The organism is Inquilinus ginsengisoli, assembly GCF_031453975.1.
Lineage (GTDB): Bacteria > Pseudomonadota > Alphaproteobacteria > DSM-16000 > Inquilinaceae > Inquilinus > Inquilinus ginsengisoli_A.
This window is the reverse complement of sequence record NZ_JAVDPW010000013.1, coordinates 98,555-118,963: the sequence shown is the minus strand read 5'-3', so window position 1 is coordinate 118,963 and position 20,409 is coordinate 98,555. Positions and strand designations below refer to the sequence as shown.

Annotated in this window: 26 protein-coding genes; 14 read left to right on the top strand and 12 right to left on the bottom strand. The window is 69.4% G+C overall.

Features of this window, described 5'->3' with window-relative positions; translation table 11 throughout:
• Nucleotides 1–271 precede the first annotated feature (271 nt).
• The 5 genes from hemE to E9232_RS30925 all read left to right on the top strand — a co-directional run bounded on the left by hemE (nt 272) and on the right by E9232_RS30925 (nt 4,918).
• Complete coding sequence (gene hemE / locus E9232_RS30945) at nt 272–1,342, top strand: uroporphyrinogen decarboxylase (RefSeq protein ID WP_309800861.1); 1,071 nt, start codon at nt 272–274, stop codon at nt 1,340–1,342.
• A 2-nt stretch (nt 1,343–1,344) separates the two neighbouring features.
• On the top strand, nt 1,345–2,382 hold the full coding sequence (gene hemH, locus E9232_RS30940) for a ferrochelatase (RefSeq protein WP_309800859.1): 1,038 nt from the start codon (nt 1,345–1,347) through the stop codon (nt 2,380–2,382).
• A gap of 14 nt (nt 2,383–2,396) precedes the next feature.
• Nucleotides 2,397–2,831, top strand: a complete 435-nt coding sequence (hemJ, locus tag E9232_RS30935; protein WP_309800858.1) for a protoporphyrinogen oxidase HemJ — start codon at nt 2,397–2,399, stop codon at nt 2,829–2,831.
• 264 nt (nt 2,832–3,095) lie between these two features.
• Nucleotides 3,096–4,352, top strand: coding sequence for a transcription termination factor Rho (gene rho, locus E9232_RS30930; protein WP_309800857.1), 1,257 nt, complete (start codon nt 3,096–3,098; stop codon nt 4,350–4,352).
• Between the two features lie 206 nt (nt 4,353–4,558).
• The gene (locus E9232_RS30925) at nt 4,559–4,918 is read left to right on the top strand and encodes a hypothetical protein (protein ID WP_309800855.1); all 360 of its coding nucleotides are present in this window, start codon (nt 4,559–4,561) and stop codon (nt 4,916–4,918) included.
• A gap of 13 nt (nt 4,919–4,931) precedes the next feature.
• Here E9232_RS30925 and E9232_RS30920 read toward each other — a convergent pair whose 3' ends face one another.
• Complete coding sequence (locus E9232_RS30920) at nt 4,932–6,524, bottom strand: DHA2 family efflux MFS transporter permease subunit (protein WP_309800852.1); 1,593 nt, start codon at nt 6,522–6,524, stop codon at nt 4,932–4,934.
• On the bottom strand, nt 6,521–7,609 hold the full coding sequence (locus E9232_RS30915; protein WP_309800850.1) for an HlyD family secretion protein: 1,089 nt from the start codon (nt 7,607–7,609) through the stop codon (nt 6,521–6,523). The genes E9232_RS30920 and E9232_RS30915 overlap by 4 nt, the downstream gene beginning before the upstream one ends.
• A 129-nt stretch (nt 7,610–7,738) precedes the next feature.
• Here E9232_RS30915 and E9232_RS30910 point away from each other — a divergent pair, with 129 nt between their 5' ends.
• Complete coding sequence (locus E9232_RS30910) at nt 7,739–8,383, top strand: TetR/AcrR family transcriptional regulator (protein ID WP_309800848.1); 645 nt, start codon at nt 7,739–7,741, stop codon at nt 8,381–8,383.
• Between the two features lie 159 nt (nt 8,384–8,542).
• On the opposite strand, the gene E9232_RS30905 is transcribed toward E9232_RS30910, so the two are convergent.
• The gene (locus tag E9232_RS30905) at nt 8,543–8,980 is read right to left on the bottom strand and encodes a DUF1801 domain-containing protein (protein WP_309800847.1); all 438 of its coding nucleotides are present in this window, start codon (nt 8,978–8,980) and stop codon (nt 8,543–8,545) included.
• A gap of 85 nt (nt 8,981–9,065) precedes the next feature.
• Entirely contained in the window at nt 9,066–9,722 is a 657-nt protein-coding gene (locus E9232_RS30900) for a DsbA family oxidoreductase (RefSeq protein WP_309800845.1), read from the bottom strand.
• Nucleotides 9,723–9,970: 248 nt separating this feature from the next.
• On the opposite strand from E9232_RS30900, the gene E9232_RS30895 reads away from it, so the two are divergent.
• A complete protein-coding gene (locus tag E9232_RS30895) occupies nt 9,971–10,411 on the top strand; it encodes a hypothetical protein (RefSeq protein ID WP_309800844.1) in 441 nt (146 codons plus the stop codon).
• Between the two features lie 99 nt (nt 10,412–10,510).
• Here the strand turns inward: E9232_RS30895 and E9232_RS30890 are convergent, their stop codons facing one another.
• Complete coding sequence (locus E9232_RS30890) at nt 10,511–11,101, bottom strand: TetR/AcrR family transcriptional regulator (RefSeq protein WP_309800842.1); 591 nt, start codon at nt 11,099–11,101, stop codon at nt 10,511–10,513.
• Between the two features lie 90 nt (nt 11,102–11,191).
• Between E9232_RS30890 and E9232_RS30885 the strand changes: the two genes are divergently transcribed.
• Entirely contained in the window at nt 11,192–12,100 is a 909-nt protein-coding gene (locus tag E9232_RS30885; RefSeq protein WP_309800841.1) for an SDR family oxidoreductase, read from the top strand.
• 9 nt (nt 12,101–12,109) lie between these two features.
• On the opposite strand, the gene E9232_RS30880 is transcribed toward E9232_RS30885, so the two are convergent.
• The 3 genes from E9232_RS30880 to E9232_RS30870 all read right to left on the bottom strand — a co-directional run bounded on the left by E9232_RS30880 (nt 12,110) and on the right by E9232_RS30870 (nt 13,884).
• Nucleotides 12,110–13,015 carry an aminoglycoside phosphotransferase family protein gene (locus tag E9232_RS30880; protein ID WP_309800839.1) on the bottom strand — a complete coding sequence of 302 codons (906 nt, stop codon included), beginning with the start codon at nt 13,013–13,015 and terminating at the stop codon, nt 12,110–12,112.
• A 79-nt stretch (nt 13,016–13,094) separates the two neighbouring features.
• The gene (locus tag E9232_RS30875; RefSeq protein ID WP_309800837.1) at nt 13,095–13,451 is read right to left on the bottom strand and encodes an ArsR/SmtB family transcription factor; all 357 of its coding nucleotides are present in this window, start codon (nt 13,449–13,451) and stop codon (nt 13,095–13,097) included.
• A complete protein-coding gene (locus tag E9232_RS30870; RefSeq protein WP_309800835.1) occupies nt 13,438–13,884 on the bottom strand; it encodes an SRPBCC family protein in 447 nt (148 codons plus the stop codon). The genes E9232_RS30875 and E9232_RS30870 overlap by 14 nt, the downstream gene beginning before the upstream one ends.
• Nucleotides 13,885–13,994: 110 nt before the next feature.
• Between E9232_RS30870 and E9232_RS30865 the strand changes: the two genes are divergently transcribed.
• The 4 genes from E9232_RS30865 (at nt 13,995) to E9232_RS30850 (ending at nt 16,494) form a co-directional block, all read left to right on the top strand.
• Nucleotides 13,995–14,804 (top strand): helix-turn-helix transcriptional regulator, encoded by an 810-nt coding sequence (locus E9232_RS30865; RefSeq protein ID WP_309800833.1) that lies wholly within the window; start codon nt 13,995–13,997, stop codon nt 14,802–14,804.
• A gap of 74 nt (nt 14,805–14,878) precedes the next feature.
• A complete protein-coding gene (locus E9232_RS30860) occupies nt 14,879–15,763 on the top strand; it encodes a DMT family transporter (protein WP_309800831.1) in 885 nt (294 codons plus the stop codon).
• A gap of 45 nt (nt 15,764–15,808) precedes the next feature.
• Nucleotides 15,809–16,099 carry a DUF7684 family protein gene (locus E9232_RS30855; protein ID WP_309800828.1) on the top strand — a complete coding sequence of 97 codons (291 nt, stop codon included), beginning with the start codon at nt 15,809–15,811 and terminating at the stop codon, nt 16,097–16,099.
• An 8-nt stretch (nt 16,100–16,107) separates the two neighbouring features.
• Complete coding sequence (locus E9232_RS30850; protein ID WP_309800827.1) at nt 16,108–16,494, top strand: ester cyclase; 387 nt, start codon at nt 16,108–16,110, stop codon at nt 16,492–16,494.
• A gap of 14 nt (nt 16,495–16,508) precedes the next feature.
• Here E9232_RS30850 and E9232_RS30845 read toward each other — a convergent pair whose 3' ends face one another.
• From E9232_RS30845 to E9232_RS30830, 4 genes are all read right to left on the bottom strand, one after another.
• The gene (locus tag E9232_RS30845) at nt 16,509–16,895 is read right to left on the bottom strand and encodes a DUF1801 domain-containing protein (protein WP_309800826.1); all 387 of its coding nucleotides are present in this window, start codon (nt 16,893–16,895) and stop codon (nt 16,509–16,511) included.
• Nucleotides 16,896–16,910: 15 nt separating this feature from the next.
• On the bottom strand, nt 16,911–17,372 hold the full coding sequence (locus E9232_RS30840) for a GNAT family N-acetyltransferase (RefSeq protein WP_309800824.1): 462 nt from the start codon (nt 17,370–17,372) through the stop codon (nt 16,911–16,913).
• A 164-nt stretch (nt 17,373–17,536) separates the two neighbouring features.
• Nucleotides 17,537–18,511, bottom strand: coding sequence for a quinone oxidoreductase family protein (locus E9232_RS30835; RefSeq protein WP_309800823.1), 975 nt, complete (start codon nt 18,509–18,511; stop codon nt 17,537–17,539).
• Between the two features lie 9 nt (nt 18,512–18,520).
• Nucleotides 18,521–19,216: a dienelactone hydrolase family protein gene (locus tag E9232_RS30830; protein ID WP_309800822.1), complete on the bottom strand. Its 696-nt coding sequence runs from the start codon at nt 19,214–19,216 to the stop codon at nt 18,521–18,523.
• A 518-nt stretch (nt 19,217–19,734) separates the two neighbouring features.
• Between E9232_RS30830 and E9232_RS30825 the strand changes: the two genes are divergently transcribed.
• Nucleotides 19,735–19,980, top strand: coding sequence for a type II toxin-antitoxin system VapB family antitoxin (locus tag E9232_RS30825; protein ID WP_309800820.1), 246 nt, complete (start codon nt 19,735–19,737; stop codon nt 19,978–19,980).
• Complete coding sequence (locus E9232_RS30820) at nt 19,980–20,381, top strand: type II toxin-antitoxin system VapC family toxin (protein WP_309800818.1); 402 nt, start codon at nt 19,980–19,982, stop codon at nt 20,379–20,381. The genes E9232_RS30825 and E9232_RS30820 overlap by 1 nt, the downstream gene beginning before the upstream one ends.
• Nucleotides 20,382–20,409: the final 28 nt, after the last annotated feature.

Here is a 20,409-nt window from a genome sequence, read left to right as displayed (position 1 = left end):
CCGCTGATTCCTCGACTCTTCCATCAGGCTGGGGGCGAGAATCCCGACCGCTGTGCCGGGCCGCCGGGACGGCCGGATGCGACGTCGAGTCGTCCCGCACATTGTGGACAGGGGGAAGCGCGAGGGTGTAGCGAGTCGGTCGTGTCATCCCCGCTTTCCACAGGCTTTGCCGATCGGCTGGGGGCAACCCTGTGGATGGAATGGGGAAGAGTCACAATCCCCGTTATCCACAGCCATCCACTGCCTACCTCAATTCTAAAGGACTCTCTTCATGGTAAAGGATGGCCGCACCGGGGGAGAGACCGTGACCAGATCCGAGAAGCCGTTTTTGCGCGCCCTGGCCGGCGAGGCCCTGGCCCGCCCGCCGGTCTGGCTGATGCGCCAGGCCGGGCGCTACCTGCCGGAATACCGCGCCGTCCGCGCCCGGGCCGGCAGCTTCCTGGACCTGTGCTACAACCCGGAGCTGGCCGCGGAGGTGACGCTGCAGCCGATCCGCCGCTACGGGCTGGATGCGGCGATCCTGTTCTCCGACATCCTGGTGGTGCCGCACGCGCTGGGCCAGGCGCTGGACTATGTCGAGGGCGAAGGCCCGAAGCTGGCGCCGGTGACCGACGCCGCCGGCATCGGCCGGCTGTCCGCCGACCGCCTCCACGACGTGCTGGGACCGGTCTACGAGACCGTCGGCCGGGTCGCCGGCCTCCTCCCCCCCGAGGTGGCGCTGATCGGCTTCGCGGGCGCTCCCTGGACGGTGGCGACCTATATGGTCGAGGGCGGGGGCAGCAAGGAATACGCCGCGGTGAAGGGGCTGGCCTTCGGGGCGCCGGAGACCTTCGCCCGGCTGGTCGACCTGCTGGTCGACGCCACCAGCGCCTATCTGCTGCGCCAGATCGCGGCCGGGGCCGAGACGGTGCAACTGTTCGACAGCTGGGCCGGGGTGCTGCCGGCGGCGGAGTTCGACCGCTGGGTGATCGCGCCGACCCGGCGGATCGTCGATGCCGTGCGGGCCGGCGCCCCCGGCGTGCCGATCATCGGCTTCCCGCGCGGCGCCGGGCTGCTGTACGAGCGCTACCTCGCCGGCACCGGGGTCGATGCGGTCGGGCTGGACGGCAGCGTGCCGCTGGATTGGGCGGCGCGGGCGCTGCAGCCCAAGGCGGCGGTGCAGGGCAATCTGGACCCCGTCTTCCTGGTGACCGGCGGCGACCCGATGATCCGGGCCGCCGATGCGATCGTAGACGCCCTGGGCCGCGGCCCGTTCGTCTTCAACCTCGGCCATGGCGTGCAGCAGCGGACCCCGCCGGAGCATGTCGGAGCCCTGGTCGAGCATCTGCGCAGGAAGGGGTGAGCATGAGCCGGCGGATCGCCATCGTCCTGTTCAACCTGGGCGGACCCGACAATCCGGACGCGATCCGGCCGTTCCTGTTCAACCTGTTCGCCGACCCCGCCATCATCCGCCTGCCCAACCCGCTGCGGGTCATCCTGGCCTGGGCGATCGCCAGGAAGCGGACCCGGGTGGCCAAGGACATCTATGCCGAGATCGGCGGCGGCTCGCCGCTGCTGCCCAACACCGAGGCCCAGGCCCGGGCGCTGGAGGCGGAGCTGGCCGACCTGGGCGAGGTCAAGGCCTTCATCGCCATGCGCTACTGGCATCCGATGAGCCAGGAGACGGCGATGCTGGTGAAGGACTTCGCGCCGGACGAGGTCATCCTGCTGCCGCTGTACCCGCAGTTCTCGACCACCACCACCGGCTCGTCGATGCGGGTGTGGCGCGATGCCTGCAGGATCGCCCGGCTGGACGTGCCGACCCGGGCGGTCTGCTGCTATCCCACCGAAAGCCGCTTCATCGCCGCCATGGCCGCCGGGCTGCGGGCGGCCCATGCCGAGGCGGCGGCGCATGGCCGGCCGCGGGTGCTGTTCTCGGCGCACGGCCTGCCGGAGAAGATCGTCAAGGCCGGCGACCCCTATCAGTGGCAGTGCGAGCGCACCGCCGCGGCGCTGGCCGAGGCCTCGGGCATCCCCGACCTCGACTGGGTGTCGACCTATCAGAGCCGGGTCGGCCGGCTGAAATGGATCGAGCCGTCGACCGAGGCGGTGATCCATGAGGCGGCGCATGCCGGGCGGCCGATCGTGGTGGTGCCGATCGCCTTCGTGTCGGAGCATTCCGAGACGCTGGTCGAGCTGGACATCGAATACCGCAAGCTGGCTGACGAGGGCGGCGCGCCGTGCTACCTGCGGGTGCCAACGGTCGGCGCCGACGAGGGCTTCATCGCCGGCCTGGCCGACCTGGTGCGGGCCGGGCATCGCCGGGGATCGACATGCGAGGCCGGCGACGGCGGCCGGATCTGCCCGGCGGCGTTTTCGGGGTGCCCCAGCAAAGCGGCATAGGGAGCGAGAGACGGATGGCGGCTTACTACCTCTGGATCAAGGCGTTCCACGTCTTCTTCGTGATCTCGTGGATGGCCGGGATGCTGTATCTGCCGCGGCTGTTCGTCTATCACAGCCAGACCGCGCCGGGCACGCCGGAATACGAGCGCTTCTCGATCATGGAGCGGCGGCTGATGCGCGGCATCATGCTGCCCTCGGTGGTGCTGGCCCTGGTGTTCGGCATCGCCATGCTGACCATTGACCCGTCGCTGCTGCAGCAGGGCTGGCTGCATGTGAAGCTGACGGGGGTTGTGATCCTGCTGGTGCTGCACCATCTGTGCATGCGGTGGCGCCGCGCTTTCGCCGAGGGCCGCAACCAGCACAGCGAACGCTTCTTCCGCATCGCCAACGAGGTTCCGGCGCTGCTGCTGCTGATCATCGTGGTCATGGTGATCGTGCGGCCGTTCTGAACGGCCTCAGGCCGTCACCCTCCAATTCCCTTGCTCGTCATTCCCGCGAAAGCGGGAATGACGAAAATAGGACCGCCAAAGGGTCGCGTGATTGACTTGCGGCAGGTCCTTCGATAACCATCTGTTGTTCTCAACGGTCTTCCGGCGATCATCGATACGCCGACGCGGTCGAGCCCTTCGCGCCGCGAGATCGAGCTTCCTGCCGAGAAAACAATCCAAAGACGTCGCGACGCCGACGATCTGCCCACGCCCATCAGGGTCCCCATGCATCTGCAAGAACTGAAAGACAAAGCGCCCAGCGAGCTCCTGGCCTATGCCGAGGAGCTTGAGGTCGAGAACGCGAGCATGCTGCGCAAGCAGGACATGATGTTCGCCATCCTCAAGCAGCTGGCCGAAAACGACGTTGCCATTTTTGGATCAGGCGTTCTTGAAGTCCTGTCCGACGGGTTCGGATTTCTCCGCTCCCCGGAATCGAATTACCTGCCCGGCCCGGACGACATCTATGTGTCGCCGCAACAGATCCGCCGCTTCGGGGTGCGCACCGGCGACACCATCGAGGGCGAGATCCGGGCGCCGAAGGAAAACGAGCATTATTTCGCTCTGACCAAGGTCAACCAGATCAACTTCGAGGACCCCGACCGGGTCCGCCACCGGGTCACCTTCGACAACCTGACGCCGCTCTATCCCGACGAAGCGCTGCGGATGGAGCTGAACGACCCGACCAAGAAGAACGTCACCGGCCGGATCATCGATCTGGTCTCGCCCCTCGGTAAGGGCCAGCGCGCCCTGATCGTGGCGCCGCCGCGCACCGGCAAGACGGTGATGCTGCAGAACATCGCCAATTCGATCGCCGAGAACCACCCCGACGCCTTCCTGATCGTGCTGCTGATCGATGAGCGGCCGGAGGAAGTGACCGACATGGACCGGTCGGTGAAGGGCGAGGTCATCTCCTCCACCTTCGACGAGCCGGCGACGCGCCACGTCCAGGTGGCCGAGATGGTGATCGAGAAGGCCAAGCGCCTGGTCGAGCACAAGAAGGATGTCGTCATCCTGCTCGACTCCATCACCCGCCTGGCCCGCGCCTACAACACCGTGGTGCCGTCCTCCGGCAAGGTGCTGACCGGCGGCGTCGACGCCAACGCGCTGCAGCGGCCGAAGCGCTTCTTCGGCGCCGCGCGCAACATCGAGGAAGGCGGCAGCCTGACCATCATCGCCACCGCGCTGATCGACACCGGCAGCCGGATGGACGAGGTGATCTTCGAAGAGTTCAAGGGCACCGGCAATTCCGAGGTGATCCTGGACCGCAAGCTGTCGGACCGCCGGACCTTCCCGGCGATCGACATCGGCAAGTCCGGCACCCGCAAGGAAGAGCTGCTGGTCGACAAGGCCACCATGTCGAAGATGTGGGTGCTGCGCCGGATCCTGATGCCGATGGGGCCGACGGATGCGATGGAGTTCCTGATGGAGAAGCTGAAGCACACCAAGTCGAATTCGGACTTCTTCGACAGCATGAACCAGTAACGGGCGCCCCGGCGTTCGATGCCAGGCAGGCCGCCGGTCGCAGGACCGGCGGCCTTTTTGTTGTCCGCTGGCCGGTGGGGAACCCGCCTCGGGAAGAGATCTCCGCCGTGAAAACGGCCGGGCCCTGCGGTCATGCGATTGATTGGCGGGCGGGAACGCCCATCTAGGGAATGGTCCTAACCTTGAGGGTGGTTAGCGTGGCTTTCATGCGATCGATCCCGGCCGTCGCGATTCTTCTCGCCGGCACCGGCCTTGCCGCCTGCGTGTCATCCGGACCGGCGCCGGCGACGCCGGACGCCGCCCTGGTGCAGACCGTCGACCAGATGCTGGGCGGCAACCAGTGCGCGCCGCAGATCGCGGGGCAGCTTGCGGGCTACCGGCTGACCGCCGCATCGCTTGCCAGCATCTATCAGCAGCCGGTTCAGGATGCGTATATCCGGACGTTCTCGCAGCGGCAGATCTGGGTGAAGCTGGCGGGCCGCCCGGGCAGCGTGGTGGTGGTCTACGACCGTGAGAGCTGCCGCCTGATCAACAGCTACGGCGCCGACGGGGCGGTCTTCAGCTGACCGCCCGACCTTCTCAATGCGCCTCGGCCGGCGGCTTCGCCTGCTTCGGCATGCGCAGCAGCGGCATCAGCAGCAGCCCGGCATAGAACAGCAGCGCCATCAGCAGCAGGCAGTCGGCGAAGGTCAGCACCTGGGACTGCTGCAGCACCATGTTGTCGAGCGTCCTGACCGCCGCCAAGTCGGGGTTGCCGACCCCGGCCGCGGTGAACTTCTGGCTGAGATTGCCCACCATCGCCTGCACCTGCGGGTTGGTCATGGTGACATGGTCGGCGATGCGCGAGGTGTGGAACGCCGCCCGGTCGATCATCACCGTGTTGATGCCGGCCAGGCCGAAGGCGCCGCCGAGGTTGCGCATCAGGTTGTAGAGGCCGGAGGCGTTCTTGATCTTGTCCGGCGGCAGGGTGCCCAGCGCCAGGGTGTTGATCGGCAGGAACAGCAGCATCAGCGACATGCCGCGGATGGCCTGCGGCCAGAACAGCTCCCAGAAGCTCCAATCCGCGGTGATCCAGGTCATCAGGTAGACGCCGGTGCCGAAGGCCACCAGCCCGATGCCCAGCATCACCCGCAGGTCCAGCTTCTTCGACAGCATGCCGGCGATCGGCGCCGAGGCGAACTGGAACAGGCCGGTGACGAACATGATCTCGCCGATCTGCAGGCTGTTCAGGCCGCGGACGCGGGCCAGGAACAGCGGCACGATATAGACCGCGCCGTAGAGGCCGACGCCGATGATCAGGCTGAACAGGCAGCCGACGGCGAAGTTGCGGTCGGCGAAGGCGCGCAGGTCGACGATCGGATTCTTCGCGGTCAGCACCCGCAGGAAGAAGCCGATGCCGGCGAGGACGCCGATCACCGCGAAGGTGAAGATCGCGTGGTCCTCGAGCCAGTCGTAGCGCGGCCCTTCCTCGAACACGTATTCCAGGCTGCCGAGGAACGTCGCCATCAGGCCCAGCCCGGCGAAGTCGAACCCCTTGAACAGGCTGAAATTCGGCTTGTCGAAATCGACCAGGAACCAGACGCCGGCGGTGACGATCACGCCCGGCACGACATTGATCAGGAACAGCCAGTGCCAGGAGAAGGCCTGAGTCAGGTAGCCGCCGAGCGTCGGCCCGATGGTCGGCGCCATGGTGGCGACCAGGCCGATCAGCACCGAGACCCCGGCCCGCCTCTCGGGCGGGAACAGGATGAAGGAGGCGGCGAAGACGGTTGGGATCATCGCCCCACCGAGGAAGCCCTGCACGGCGCGGAACAGGATCATCGATTCGATGTTCCAGGCCATGGCGCAGGCGACGCTGGACAGGGTGAAGCTGGCCGCCGAGACGACGAACAGGATCCGGGTCGAGAACAGCCGCGACAGGAAGCCGGAGAGCGGGATCATCACCACTTCGGCGATGAGATAGGCGGTCTGCACCCAGCTGATCTCGTCCGGGCTGGCCGACAGCCCGGCCTGGATTTCGCTGATCGAGCTGGAGACGATCTGGATGTCCAGGATCGCCATGAACATGCCGACGACCATGGTGAAGAAGCCGAGGGTCTCGCGCGTCGAGGACCCGGCCTTCTTCGCCGCGGCCGGCACGGGCGCCGCCGCGGTCGCCGTCACCGCGGTCACTGACGCAGCTCGGCCGCCACCGCGGCGCCGAAGATGCCGCTGGCCAGGAGCGGGCCGGTCCCCTCCTCCCGCGTGTCGACTGAGACGCCGACCGACAGGCCGGGGCGCAGCAGGCCGCTGAGCTGGTTGTCGATCGGGAGGGCGATCCGCACCGGCACGCGCTGCACCACCTTGGTGAAGTTGCCGGTCGCGTTCTCCGGCGGCAGCAGGCTGAATTCGGCGCCGCTGGCCGGGGCGAAGCTTTCGACATGGCCGGTCAGCGACTTGCCGGGGAAGGCGTCGATGCTCAGCGCCACGCTCTGGCCCACCCGCATGTCGGAGAGCTGGGTCTCCTTGAAGTTGGCGACGACATAGACCTTCGGCAGCGGCACGATCGACAGGAGCTGGGTGCCGGCCTTGACATACTGCCCGACCTCGACCCCCTTGTTGCCGACCACGCCGTCGACCGGTGCGTGGATCACCGTGCGGTCGAGGCTGATCTGGGCCAGGTCGACCGCGGCGGTCAGCTTTTCGATCTGGGCCTGGGCCTGGCGGCGCGACGCCTCCAGGATCGCCGTCTGGCCCTGCTGGTTGGCCAGGGCGGCCTGGGCGCTGGCCAGGGCGGCGGTGGCGCGCTTCTGGTCGGTGTCGGCGGTTTCGAAGGCCTGCTGGCTGCCGTTGCGGGACTCCCACAGCCGGCGCGCGCGCTCCAGGTCGTTGCCGGACTGGGCCAGGGTCGCGGTGGCCTGGTCGACCGTGGCGGTGGCCTGGGCGATCATCGACCCCTGCAGCGCCAGCTGCTGCTCGATCGAGGCCAGCGTCGCCTGCTGGCCTGCCAGCTCCGCCTTCGCCTGCGCCACCTGGGCGCGGTAGTCCCGGTCGTCGATGCGGATCAGCGGCGCGCCGGCCTTCACCATCTGGTTGTCGGTGACCAGCACCTCGACCACCGAACCCTCGACCTGCGGGCTCAGCGTGGCGGTGTCGCTCTGCACATAGGCGTTGTCGGTGGTCTCGAGGAACCGGCCGACGGTCCACCAGTGATAGCCGAAATAGCCAGCGCCGGCGGCGGCGATCAGGGCGGCGACGACGATGATGGGCTTGCGCATGGGGGCAACCGGGCAGGGGTGAACTGAACCGTTCAGTCTTGTTGCGGGAAGGTGCGGATCGGACTATGTGTTGTCAAGATCAAACTGAACGGTTCAGTTTAGTTCAATCCCGGTGTATCCCTGAGAGCCATGACCCGCCCCCTTCTCGACACGCTTCCCCCGCCAGCCACGGCCAGCCGGAAGCCCGCCCAGATCCTGGAGGCGGCGTACACGGTCTTCCTCGAGCAGGGCTTCGGCGCGGCCAGCATGGACGCGATCGCGCGGGAGGCCGGGGTGTCCAAGGCCACGCTCTACGCGCATTTCACCAGCAAGCAGGAGCTGTTCACCGCCATGGTCGGCAGCGCCTGCCGGGTCTATGAGCTGCTGGCGGCGATGTCGCCGCCGCCGGACGACCTGCGCGCCGCGCTGATGGAGGCCGGCGGCACGCTGCTGCGCTTCATCCTCCACCCCGATGTGAACAAGGTGTACCGCAGCGTCATGGCGGAGGCCGCCCGGTTTCCGGAGCTGGGGCGGATGATGTATGACGCCGGCCCCGGCCAGGGCAAGGCGCACCTGGCCACGTTCTTCGCCGCCGCCACCGAACGGGGCCAGCTGGCGGTGCCGGACCCGGAGCTGGCGGCCGAGCAGTTCGGCGCCATGATCCTCGGCCACATGAAGATGCGTCTCGAGCTGGGCCTCGAGATTCCGAGCGAGGAGCGGATCGAGCGCGGGCTGCGCAGCGGCGTCGACGCCTTCCTGCGCGCCTACGCTGCCCCGGCCGTGCCAACACCTTAGAGGCCGTCTGGAACCACGCCGGCGCGGCCGCCTGATGGCGGTTGCTGCGCTTCCGGTGCTCACGGACCCAAACGTCCGCTGCGCGCCGGTTCTCGCAACCACCACCAGTCGACTCACGCCAACGCGGTTCCAGACGGCCTCTTCAGGCTCCCCTCTCCGTCATCTCCCGAGATGATAGGTCAGCGCGATCGCCAAACAGGCGGCCAGCGGGCTTTCCGGCAAGGGATCGGACGCGCCCAGCAGGATCGCACGGTTTCCCTCGAAGGCCAGCTCGTTGGAGAACAGCGCCCGGAATGTCGCGACCAGCGTGGTCCCGCAGTGGAAGTAGACCGCGCAGCGTTCGGGCGCGGCGCGCGGCCAGCCCAGCCTGATCGTGCTGCCGCTGCCGGTGGCCGCGGTCAGATAGGCCGGCTGGCCCCATCTGAGCGTCTCGGTGAGGGGGCCGACCCCCTCCGTCGCAGCCGCCGTCTCGAAGATCAGCCGCCGCACCGTCAGGAGCCGTGCCCGGATGGCGGGCGGACAGGCCTCGAACGCCGCTGGGACCCCGGGTGGCATCGCTGGGCCGGCGAGTGATGCGCGCTTCGGTGACGACGTCATCGCCTGCTCCCGACCTGCTGCGTCACCACTCTCTCGCACGGACCGATCTGATAAATCCTGCGGAGTTTCGGCTGAGGCCGGCCCTTCAGCCTTCCGTCGCGATCCGGCGCAGGGCCTGCTCGAACACCTCGACCGGCTGGCCGCCCTCGATCAGGTGGCGCTGGTTGAACACGATCGCCGGCACCGCGCGGATGCCGTGGTCCTGGTAGAACCGCTCCTGGGCCCGCACGTCCTCGGCGAATTCGCTGCCGGCCAGGATGGCGGCCGCCCGGTCGGCGTCCAGCCCGACCTCGCCGGCCACCCGCGCCAGCACGGCATGCGAGCCGACATCCTCGCCATCGGTGAAATAGGCGGCGAACAGCGCGTGCTTCAGCTCGCGCTGGCGGCCTTCCTGCTCGGCCCAATGCAGCAGCCGGTGGGCGTCGAAGGTGTTGTAGATGCGGCGGCGCTGGCCGAAGTCGAAGGTGAAGCCCACCGCGGCGCCGCGCTGGCGGATGCCCTCCTGGTTCTGCGCGATCTGGGCGGCGGACCCGCCGTATTTGTGGGTGAGGTGCTCGACCACGTCCTCGCCCTCGGGCGCCATTTGCGGGTTCAGCTCGAAGGGCTGGAAGTGCAGCTCGACCGCGACCTCGCCGTCCAGCCGCCGCACCGCCTGTTCCAGCGCGTTGAGGCCGATCGCGCACCAGGGGCAGGAGACGTCGGAGACGAAGTCGATCCTGATCGGGGTGGTCTGGGCCGGCATGGCAATCACTTTCCGGATGCGTCGCGCCGCCATGACCCGCATGGCGGCAGGGAGGGACAATCAGCGGAGAACAAAGCGGGCCCGCGGTCAAGCGGCGGCGGGGGATCGCATGGCTCGGATGCGCCGGTGACGGAGGTGGACGGCTCGTCCACCCGCTGGCCCCGGCATCTCGGCGCCCCGGGGAACAGGGCGGCCGGCCGCGAGTTGTGTGCTTGTCCAACGCGCCGCCATTCCGGGAGGACGAGAGCGTGACGGCTTCACTTCAGGTGGAACGAGATCATCCGGCGCGCAGGCGCCTCGGCCGCGGGGTCGCGGGCGCCCTGGCGGTGCTTTGCCTGGCCGCGCTGGCCGGCTGCCAGACGGACTATGGCGGCGGCGGATATTACGACCATGCGGCGGTCGACCCCTATCAGCCGCAGGGCTACGACGATTCGCAGCAGCAACAGCAGCAGCAGTTCTACCAGCAGGAGCAGTACCGCCAGCAGCAGGAGCAGATGCGGCGGCAGCAGGACGACGAGCAGGAGCGGCAGCGCCAGGCGCAGGACCAGCAGGAGCAGCAGGAATACTGGCAGCAGCAGCAGGACCAGCGCGAGCAGTGGCAGCAGCAACAGGAACAGCAGCGCCAGATGGAAGAGCAGCAGGAGCAGCAGGAGCGGTGGCAGGAACAGCAGCAGCAGCAATATCAGTGATCGCCTCGGGGTGCGGCCGCCGCCCGATCACGATCCGGGGGATGACGAAGCCGTCACCCCGGGGATGACGAAGCCGTCACCCCGGGGATGACGAAGCCGTCACCCCGGGGATGACGAAGCCGTCACCCCGGGGATGACGAAGGCGGCCACGAAGCGGTTGAGGCTGTCCTCGACGTAGCGGTCGACATCGCCCTGCGGGTCGAAGCTCCACCACAGCAGCGACCCCTGCCATTGCGACGCCATCAGCAGGCCGATGCCCGGCGGCGCATCGGGCACCTGCCGGAAGCAGTCCTCCAGGGCGTCGGACAGCGCGGCCTTCCAGGCGGCGCCGCGCGACCGCAGGGCGGGGTCGCGCAGATCCTCGCGCAGGATCAGCAGCCCGTCGGCATAGGCCTCGATCCCGCCATAGTCCCGCGACAGCGCCGACAGCATCCGCACCGCGCCGGCCGCGGTCCTGGGCACCGTCGCCGCCAGCCCGGCGGTCTTCTCGTCCAGCCGGTCCCAGGCCCGCATCAGCGTGCTGCGCACCAGTTGGGCCTTGCTGCCGAAGCGCTGCACCAGGGTCGAGGCCGACAGGCCGCAGGCCTGGGCCAGGGTGGCGAAGGTCAGCGCCTCCGGCCCGCTCTCGTGCATCAGCCTGTGCGCCGCCGCCAGCACCTCCTCGTCCGACAGGGTCTTGCGCCGAGGCATCTTGACTTCCGTTTATAACCGAACAATCGTTTATATACCACATCGGGCCGGGCTGCCAACCGGCCCGTGGCCCATATCCGGGAGGAATCGATGACGCTGTCGGGAAAGGTCGCCCTGGTCGCGGGCGGCACGCGCGGCGGGGGCCGGGGCATCGCGGTCGAGCTCGGCGCCGCCGGGGCCACGGTCTATGTCACCGGGCGGACGACGCGCGACCACCCATCCGAGTATGAGCGGCCGGAGACCATCGAGGAGACGGCGGAGATGGTCACGGCCCTGGGCGGCCAGGGCATCGCCGTCCAGGTCGACCATCTCGTCGCCGAGGATGTCGGCCGGCTGGTCGACCGCATCCGGGCCGAGCAGGGGCGCCTCGACATCCTGGTCAACGACATCTGGGGCGGCGAAAAGCTGATGGAGTGGAACAAGCCGGTCTGGGAGCACGACCTGCAGAAGGGTCTGCGCCTGCTGCGCCTCGGCATCGACACCCATCTGGTCACGGCGCACCACGCCCTGAAGCTGCTGATCGAGCGGCCGGGCGGCCTGCTGGTCGAGGTCACCGACGGCACCGCGGATTACAATGCCGACCACTATCGGCTGTCGCCCTTCTACGACCTGGTCAAGGTGGCGGCGACGCGGATGGCCTGGGCCCATGCCAGGGACCTCGCCCCGCATGGCGCCACCGCGGTCTGCGTCACCCCGGGATGGATGCGGTCCGAGATGATGCTGGACGCCTATGGCGTGACCGAGGAGACCTGGCGCGACGCCACCAAGGTCCAGCCGCACTTCATCATCTCCGAGACCCCGCGCTTCCTGGGGCGCGCCGTGGCGGCCCTGGCGGCCGACCCGGACCGGGCGCGGTGGAACGGGCAGTCGCTGTCCAGCGGCGGGCTGGCCCAGGTCTACGGCTTCACCGATCTCGACGGGTCCCGCCCCGACGCCTGGCGCTATGTGCCGGAGGTCCAGGATGCCGGAAAGCCCGCCGACGCCACCGGCTATCGCTGAAACGATGGCCTAAGCCAGCTCGGCATGATCGGCCAGCACGGCGTCGATCACCCGCCGGGACGTCTCCGCCTCGACCGGGTCGGGGGTGGTGCCGGGCAGCTGGGCGTAGACGATCAGGGCCTTCCACAGCGCCCAGCCGCGGGCCCGGGCCCAGGTCGCCTGGTCGCTGGGCAGGGCGGCGCGGAAGGCGGCGCGGCTGTCGCCGTCGAACAGGGTCCAGGCGATCACCAGGTCGCAGGCCGGGTCGCCCACGCCCGAGGTCCCGAAATCGATCACGGCGCTCAGCCGGCCGTCCTGCACCAGCAGGTTGCCGACGCTGATGTCGCCGTGGAACCACACGGGGTCGCCGCGCCAGGTCGCCGCCAGGGCCGCCTCCCACACCGCGGTCGCGGCGGCGCCGTCGATCCGGCCGCCGAGGGCGGCGATCGCCTGCCGGGTCTCGCCGTCATAGACGGCCAGCGACCCGCCGCGGAAGAAGTTGTGCGGCCCCGCCGGCGGCCCGCCGGTGGCATCGGCCCGCTTCAGCGCGACCAGGAACCGGCCGAGCGCGGTCGCGAACCCGCCGAGATCGGCGATCCGCCCGGCCGCCGCGGTCTCGCCGTCGAGCCAGCGATAGACCGACCACGGCCAGGGATAGCCCTCCCCCGGCGCGCCCTTGGCCAGGGGTGCCGGAATCGGCAGCGGCAGCACCGGGGCCAGCAGCGGCAGCCAGCGATGCTCCTTCTCCACCTGCAGGACATAGGCCGCGCTGCTCGGCAACCGCACGGTCATGCGGTCGCCGAGATGGAAGGTGCGGTTGTCCCAGCGGCCGAACCGCACCGGCCGGATCGGCAGATCCGCCCAATGCGGGAACTGGGTGGCGACCAGCCGGGCCACCAGGGCCTCGTCGATGCGAACCGCCTCTTCATCCGGCATCTGCGGCGACCTCGTGGCTGTGGACCGATCCACCCTGTATCCACGAGGGTCCGCGGCTTGGCAACGGCGCCGATCCCGCTCAGCCCTCCACCAGCGCGCGGAGCCGCGACAGGGCGTCGTCCCATTGCGCCGACACCGTGTCGAGATAGGACCGCGCCTCGGCGATCGGGTCGGGCCGGTAGGCGAAGCGGCTTTCGCGGCCGCGGCGCAGGCTGCTGACCAGGCCGGCATGCTGCAGCACATGCAGGTGCTTGGTCACGGCCTGCCGGGTCAGCCGGGTGTCCGCCGACAGCGCGGCGATCGACCGGCTCTGCCCGTCGCTGAGGGTCATCAGCAGCGACAGGCGGGTGGGGTCGCCCAGCGCCGCGAACACGGCGGCGGGGTGCGGGGCGGGGGCCGGATGTGGGGCGGGGGCCGCGACGCTAGGATTCGACATGGGCCCGGATGTTCCGGATCTGCTGCTCCCATCCGCCCTGGTTCATGCGCAGGGCTTCGGCCCGGCGGTGGGCCGGCAACGCACCGAAGCCGGATTCGACGATCACCAGCCGGGTCCCGGCCGCGGTCGGCGCCAGCCGGAACTCGACCAGGGTCGGCGTCTCCTGCGAATAATCCACCGCGGGATCGACGGCATAGGGATGCCAGGTGAAGGAGAACAGGCGCGGTTCGTCCATCGCCACCACCCTGGCCTCCCACACCACATGCTCGTAGCCGGGATGGGTGATGCGGCCGCGCGACAGCTGGCCGGGCACGAAGGGGCCCTCCAGCCTCACCCGGAACCAGGTGCCGAATTCGGTGGGGTCGGTCAAAGCGCGCCACACCCGCTCGACGGGCGCGCGCAGCTCGATGCTCTTCGTGATCCGATCGGTCATAAAGGCAACCTCCTTGTTGCCTATTCATGGCCGATGCCGGCCGAAAGCGCAACCGATAAGTTGCTATTCCGGATCGCGATCGCCGTCGCCGGATGCGCTAGGATCGCGGCATGCGCGCCCCCCGCACCCACCATGTCGAGCAGCACCGGTCGGCGGTGCCGGGCATCGATGCCATGACCCTGGCCTCGACCCACCATTTCCCGCGCCATTCGCACGACCAGTTCGGCATCGGCGTGATCGGCTTCGGCGCCCAGCGGTCGTGGAGCGGCATCGGCGCGGTCGAGGCCGGGGCCGGCGACGTCATCATGGTCAATCCCGGCGAGATGCATGACGGCGCGCCGGCCGGCGGCGCCGCCCGCGGCTGGCGCATGATCTATCTCGACCCGGCCCTGGTGGCCGGCGAGCTGGCCGAGGAGGCCGCGGGCCCGGTCGAGATCGTGCGACCGGTGGCGCAGGACCCGCTCTTGGCCCGGCACTTCGCCCGGCTGTTCGCCGGCCTGACCGCGGCGCGGCCGGACCGTCTGGCCGGCGAGGAGGCGCTGCTGCGCGCCCTGGCTCATGTCCAGCGCCGGCACGGCGTGGCCCCCGCCCCGTCCGGCGGCCCCGCCCCCAGCGTGGCCCGGGCCCTGCGGCGGCTGGACGGCGCGCCGGAGCTGCCGGCGACCCTGGCCGAGCTGGCGGCGCTGTCGGGCGTCAGCCGGTTCCAGCTGCTGCGCGGCTTCGCCCGCGAGGTCGGGATCACGCCGCACGCCTATCTGGTGCAGCGCCGGGTGCATCTGGCGCGGCAGCTGCTGGCCCGCGGCCGCACCCCGGCCGAGGCGGCGGCGGAGGCCGGCTTCGCCGACCAGAGCCACCTGACCCGCGCCTTCCTCCGCCAGCTGGGGGTCACGCCCGGCCGGTATCGTCGGGCTGTGGCCTGAGGGGCGGTCTCACCCACCCCGGCCTCCAATCCCGTTCAAGACGGCGGGCGGCACAGCCTGCGATAGCTGCGGCCATGACCCAGAGACTCTCCGGATATGCCTGCCTGACCCTGGCGATGATCGGCGTCGGCAGCACCGTGGTGGCCAGCCGCCTCGCCGGCGCCGGCCTGCCGCCCTTCACCGCCACCGCCCTGCGCTTCCTGATCGCCTTCCCGCTGTTCTGGCTGCTGCTGCGCGCCCGCCGGGTGCCGTGGCCGCGGCTGGGCCGGCGCGACCTGGCGCTGCTGGCGGTGCAGGCGGGGGCCGGCAGCGTCGGCTACACCGTGCTGCTGATCGCCGGCACCGGCCTGACCTCCGCCGCCGATGCCGGGGTGGTGCTGGGCACCCTGCCGGCCATGACCACGCTGTTCGCCGCGGTGGCGCTGCGCGAGCGCCAGGGCGGCCAGGACTGGGCCGCCACCGCCCTGGCCACGGCGGGAGCCGTCGCGGTCACGCTGGGCGCGCGCGGCGACGGTCCGGCCTCCACCCTCGCCGGCACCCTGCTGGTGCTGGGCGCGGTGGCCTGCGAGGCGGTGTTCATCCTGCTGAACAAGCGGCTGCACGTCGCCCTGCCGCCGCTGGTGCAGTCGGCGGTCATGACCGGGCTGGGGCTGGTGCTGTCGCTGGTCCCGGCGGTGCTGCTGGAGCGCGACTGGGCGGCGCTGGCGGCGGCGCCGACCGCCCTGGCCGCGGTGGCCTATTACGCGGTGGTGCCGACGGTGCTGGGCTTCCTGCTGTGGTTCGCCGGCACCGCCCGCACCACGGGGACGCAGGCGGCGCTGTTCACCGCCTTCGCCCCGGCCTCGGCCGTGGTCTTCGCCGTGCTGCTGCTGGGCGAACCGCTGACGCCCGCGCGGATCGCCGGCCTGACCCTGGTCCTCGCCGGCGTGCTGCTGGGCGCGACCGGGCGGCGAGGGTGAGGCGAGATTGCCGTCACCCGGACCATGCCGTAGCCTGAGAGCGCCATGCCTCTTTCGACGAAGATCGTCCTGCATTCCCCTGTCGGCGATCCCGCGCGGCTGGAGGCGTTCGTCGAACGCTGTCTCGCCGATGGAGTCCGCCTGATCGCCGTCGTCGGCGAGGGTGCCCCGGCGGTGGAGGATCTGATCGACGAGATCATCGTCGGGGACGGAACGGATCGCAGCAGATTCATCCTCACGACCTCGCATGCCGGCATGTCGGTCGCGGATGTGCTGGATCTGGTCTCGCGATGGGATATCGGGGGCGCGGCAGACGTCGAACAGGTGCAACTGTAGCGATCGCCATGACCAAAACCGAAATCTCCGCCCTCTACCGCGCCTACATCGCCTGCCTGAACGCGCAGGACTGGCCGACGCTGGGACAGTTCGTCCATGACGAGGCGAGCCACAACGGCCGCCGGATCGGGCTGTCCGGGTATCGCGAGATGCTGGAGCGGGATTTCCGGGAGATTCCGGACCTGCAGTTCACCATCCAGCTGCTGGTGGCCGATCCGCCCCATGTCGCGAGCCGGCTGGGCTTCGACTGCACGCCCAAGGGACAGTTCCTCGGCCTGCCCGTGAATGGCAGAAGAGTCTCCTTCACCGAGAACGTGTTCTACGAATTCCGGGACGGGAAGATCGCGACGGTGTGGTCCGTCATCGACAAGGCGGCGATCGAATCCCAGATCTGAAGCGCGGCCCTCGCCTACCGCGCCCCGTTCAGGGCGGCGGCCGCCCGGACCAGCGCTGCGAAGGCCTCCGCATCGATGTCCTCGCCCTCGCGCAGATCGATGGCGCGCCGGGTGTTGCCTTCGAGGCTGGAGTTGAACAGGCCCGAGGGGTCCGGCAGCGACGCCCCCTTGGCGAAGGTCAGCTTCACCACGCTCTTGTAGGTCTCGCCGGTGCAGATGATCCCGCCCTGGGACCACACCGGCACGCCCCGCCACTTCCACTCCTCGACCACATCGGGGACCGCCTGCCGGATCAGGCCGCGGACATGGGCGAGAGTCTGGCCCCGCCAGTCGCCCAGCTCCGCGATCCGCGCGTCGATCAGCCGGGAGGCGTCGCCCGTGGTGGTCGAGCAGTCCTTCATGGTGTCGCGGCTCCTTCAGAACAGCTTGCGGTAGACCACGAAGCCGGAGCGTTCGGCGAGTTTGTCGTAGAGCTGCATCGCCGTCTGGTTGGTCTCGTGCGTCTGCCAGTAGACGCGGGCGCAGCCGGCCGCCTGGGCCCGGTCGTAGACGCCCTGGATCAGCGCCCGGCCGACGCCCTTGCCGCGCGCCGCCTCGGTCGTGAACAGGTCTTGAAGGTAGCAGCTGGGCGCGATCGCGGTGGTGCTGCGGTGGTACAGGTAATGGGTCAGGCCGAGCAGCGCGCCGCCGCTTTCGGCCACCAGCGCATGCACCGGCTCATAGGCGTCGAAGAAGCGGTCCCAGGTCGTGCGGGTGATGTCGGGCGCCAGCGCGGTCGGGCCCGACCGGCCGTAGAACGCATTGTAACCGTCCCACAGCGGCAGCCACCGGTCGTAATCCTGCCGGGCCGCGGGGCGGATCGTGAGGTCGCCGGACATGCGGGGCTCCTGTGGTGGGTGGGTGCTGTTTGAGCCGCCCTTTCAGGCGCCGCCACCCCCCTTTCGTCATTGCGAGCGCAGCGAAGCAATCCATGGCGACGCCTGGCATGGATTGCTTCGTCGGCTGCGCCTCCTCGCAATGACGAAGGGGGGAAGGCCCTGCCTTACGGCAGCAGCACGGTCGAGCCGGTGGTCTTGCGCGCCTCCAGGTCGCGATGGGCCTGGGCGGTCTCGCGCAAGGGGTAGGTCTGGTTGATCGAGATCTTCACCGCGCCCTTGGCCACCACATCGAACAGCTCCGCCGCCGCCGCCTCGTATTCCGACCGGGCGGCGATGTAGGTGGCCAGCGTCGGCCGGGTCAGGTACAGCGACCCCTTCTGCGACAGCACCAGCGGGCTGATCGGCGCCACCGGGCCGGAGGCGTTGCCGAAGGTCACCATCATGCCGCGCGGCGACAGGCAGTCCAGCGAGCCCTCGAAGGTGGTCTTGCCGACGCCGTCATAGACCACCGGCACGCCCTTGCCGCCGGTGATGGCGCGCACCCGGGCGACGAAATCCTCGCTGGAATAGTCGATCACATGGTCGCAGCCATTGGCCCGGGCCAGGGCCACCTTCTCCGGCCCGCCGGCGGTGCCGATCACGGTGGCGCCGAGATGCTTGGCCCATTGGCAGGCGATCTGGCCGACGCCGCCGGCCGCGGCATGGAACAGGATGGTCTGGCCCGGCTGGACCGGGAAAGTGCGGCGCAGCAGGTACCAGCTGGTCAGCCCCTTCAGCATGATCGCCGCGGCGGTGCGGTCGTTCACCCCGTCGGGGATCTTCACCACCTTCTCGGCCGGGATCACCCGCTCCTCGGCATAGCTGCCGGTCGGGCCGTTGCCGTAGGCGACGCGGTCGCCGGGCTTGAAGCCGGTGACGCCGGGGCCGACGGCCAGCACCTCGCCCGCCGCCTCCTGGCCCAGGACCAGGGGCAGCTGCGTCTTGTACAGCCCGTCGCGGATATAGGTGTCGATGTAGTTCAGGCCGATGGCGGTGTGGCGGATGCGCAGCTCGCCCTCGGCGGGGGCCGGCACCTCGACCGCCTCCCAGCGCAGGATGTCGGGGCCGCCGGTCTCGTGGATGCGGATGGCGTGGACCATGGGGTGCTCTCAGCCGAGATGGGTCTTGAGGAAGGCGGCGGTGCGGCCGTTGGCCAGCGTGGCGCCGGCCGCGTCGTAATGGTCGCCGCCGACGCGGGCGAAGGCGTGGTCGAGGCCGGGATAGGCGTGCACCGTCACGGTCGGCAGCGACGCCATGCGGGCGCGGATCTGGGCCTGGGCCTCGGGCGGCACGAACTGGTCCTGCTCGGCGATGTGCAGCATCAGCGGCCGGGTGATGGCGCTGGCCTCGCCCAGCAGCTTGTCGATGCCGACGCCGTAGTAGCTGACGGCGCAGTCGGCATCCGAGCGCGTGGCCATCAGGAAGGCCAGGCGGCCGCCCAGGCAATAGCCCATGGCGCCGGCGCGGCCGCTGCATTCCGGCAGGTCGCGCAGCGCCGCGAGCGAGGCGATCAGGTCCTCGACCCCGGCGGTCTCGTTGAAGCTGCCGAACAGGGCGAAGGCCTTGTCCATCTCGGCCTTCGACTTGTCGGTGATGTCGATGCCGGGCTCCTGCCGCCAGAACAGATCGGGGCACAGCGCGACATAGCCCTGGGCGGCGAGATCGTCGCAGATCTGCCGCATCACCGCATTGACCCCGAAGATCTCCTGGATGACCAGGACGCCCGGCCCGGACCCCGAGGCGGGGCGCGCGAGATAGGCGTTGAAGCGGCCGCCATCGGCAGCGGTGATGGTGACTGTCGCCATGAATGCGCTCTCCCTCGAGCGTTACGGTGGACGAAGCGGTCGGTCGAAGCGGAAGGACGATACCCGGACGACGCCGCGCTTGTCACGGCGGCTGGAGGGCGGGGATCGGGAAGAGCCGCTCGCGGCCTGAACTGTCGCAATGAAGCTCAAAAGCTCGACATTTTTCCAGGTCGTGGTTGGTCTGATCCCACCTGTGCCCGGTTGAGATGGAAGCACGGACGACTGGAGAGTTTCAGGGCGCCGTTCCTTCCCTCATTTGTCATGCCACGGCTTGACCGTGGCATCCAGGGGCGGCCGGAGCGGCTCTTGAAAGCCCCTGGATTGCCCGGTCAAGCCGGGCAATGACAGGAAGAAAAGAGTACGCGCCCTTTACCCCTCGTCATTGCGAGCGGAGCGAAGCAATCCATGCCAGACCGCGGAGCCGGGCTATGGAGAGTCGCCACCCTGTCATCTTCGTGGTGAGTCGCATGCCGGGATACACTATATTGGATAGACGGATACACCAGCGAGGCTATACCGTGGCGTTCCACATCAAAAATCCGGACACCGACGCCCTGGCACGCAAGGTCGCGAAGGCCAAGGGCGTCGGGCTGACCGAGGCGGTCCATGAGGCGCTGGAGCGCGAACTCGCCCATGAGCTGGCGAAACCCCGGAAGGCCGATCTCGCGGTGCAGTTCTGCCGCAACCTGCGGGCGCTCGGCAACCCCGGAAAGGGGCAGCCGGCGGACAAGGCGTTCTTCGACGACCTCAGCGGGACACCCTGATGTTCGTCGACGCCTCCGCCCTGGTGGCCATGATGACTGACGAACAGGATGCCGCCGCCTTCGCCGACCGGCTGTCCAAGGCCGAGAAGACGCCGATCACCTCTCCCATCGCGGTGTTCGAGGCCGGCGCCGCGGTGGCGCGCATTCTCGCGCTGGACGTGGATGTGGCGGCGGACGCTGTGGCCAGGTTCCTGGACTTGATGGGCATCAACGTCCTGTCGATCCCGCCCTCGGCGGGACCGATGGCCCTGGCCGCCTTCGCCCAATACGGCAAGGGCCGGGGGCATCCTGCGCAGCTCAACCTGGGCGACTGCTTCGCCTATGCCTGCGCCCGCTACTATCGCTCGCCGCTGCTGTTCAAGGGCGACGATTTCGCGCTGACGGACATCACCCCGGCCTGAGCGGCGGACCCCCCATCGTCATTGCGAG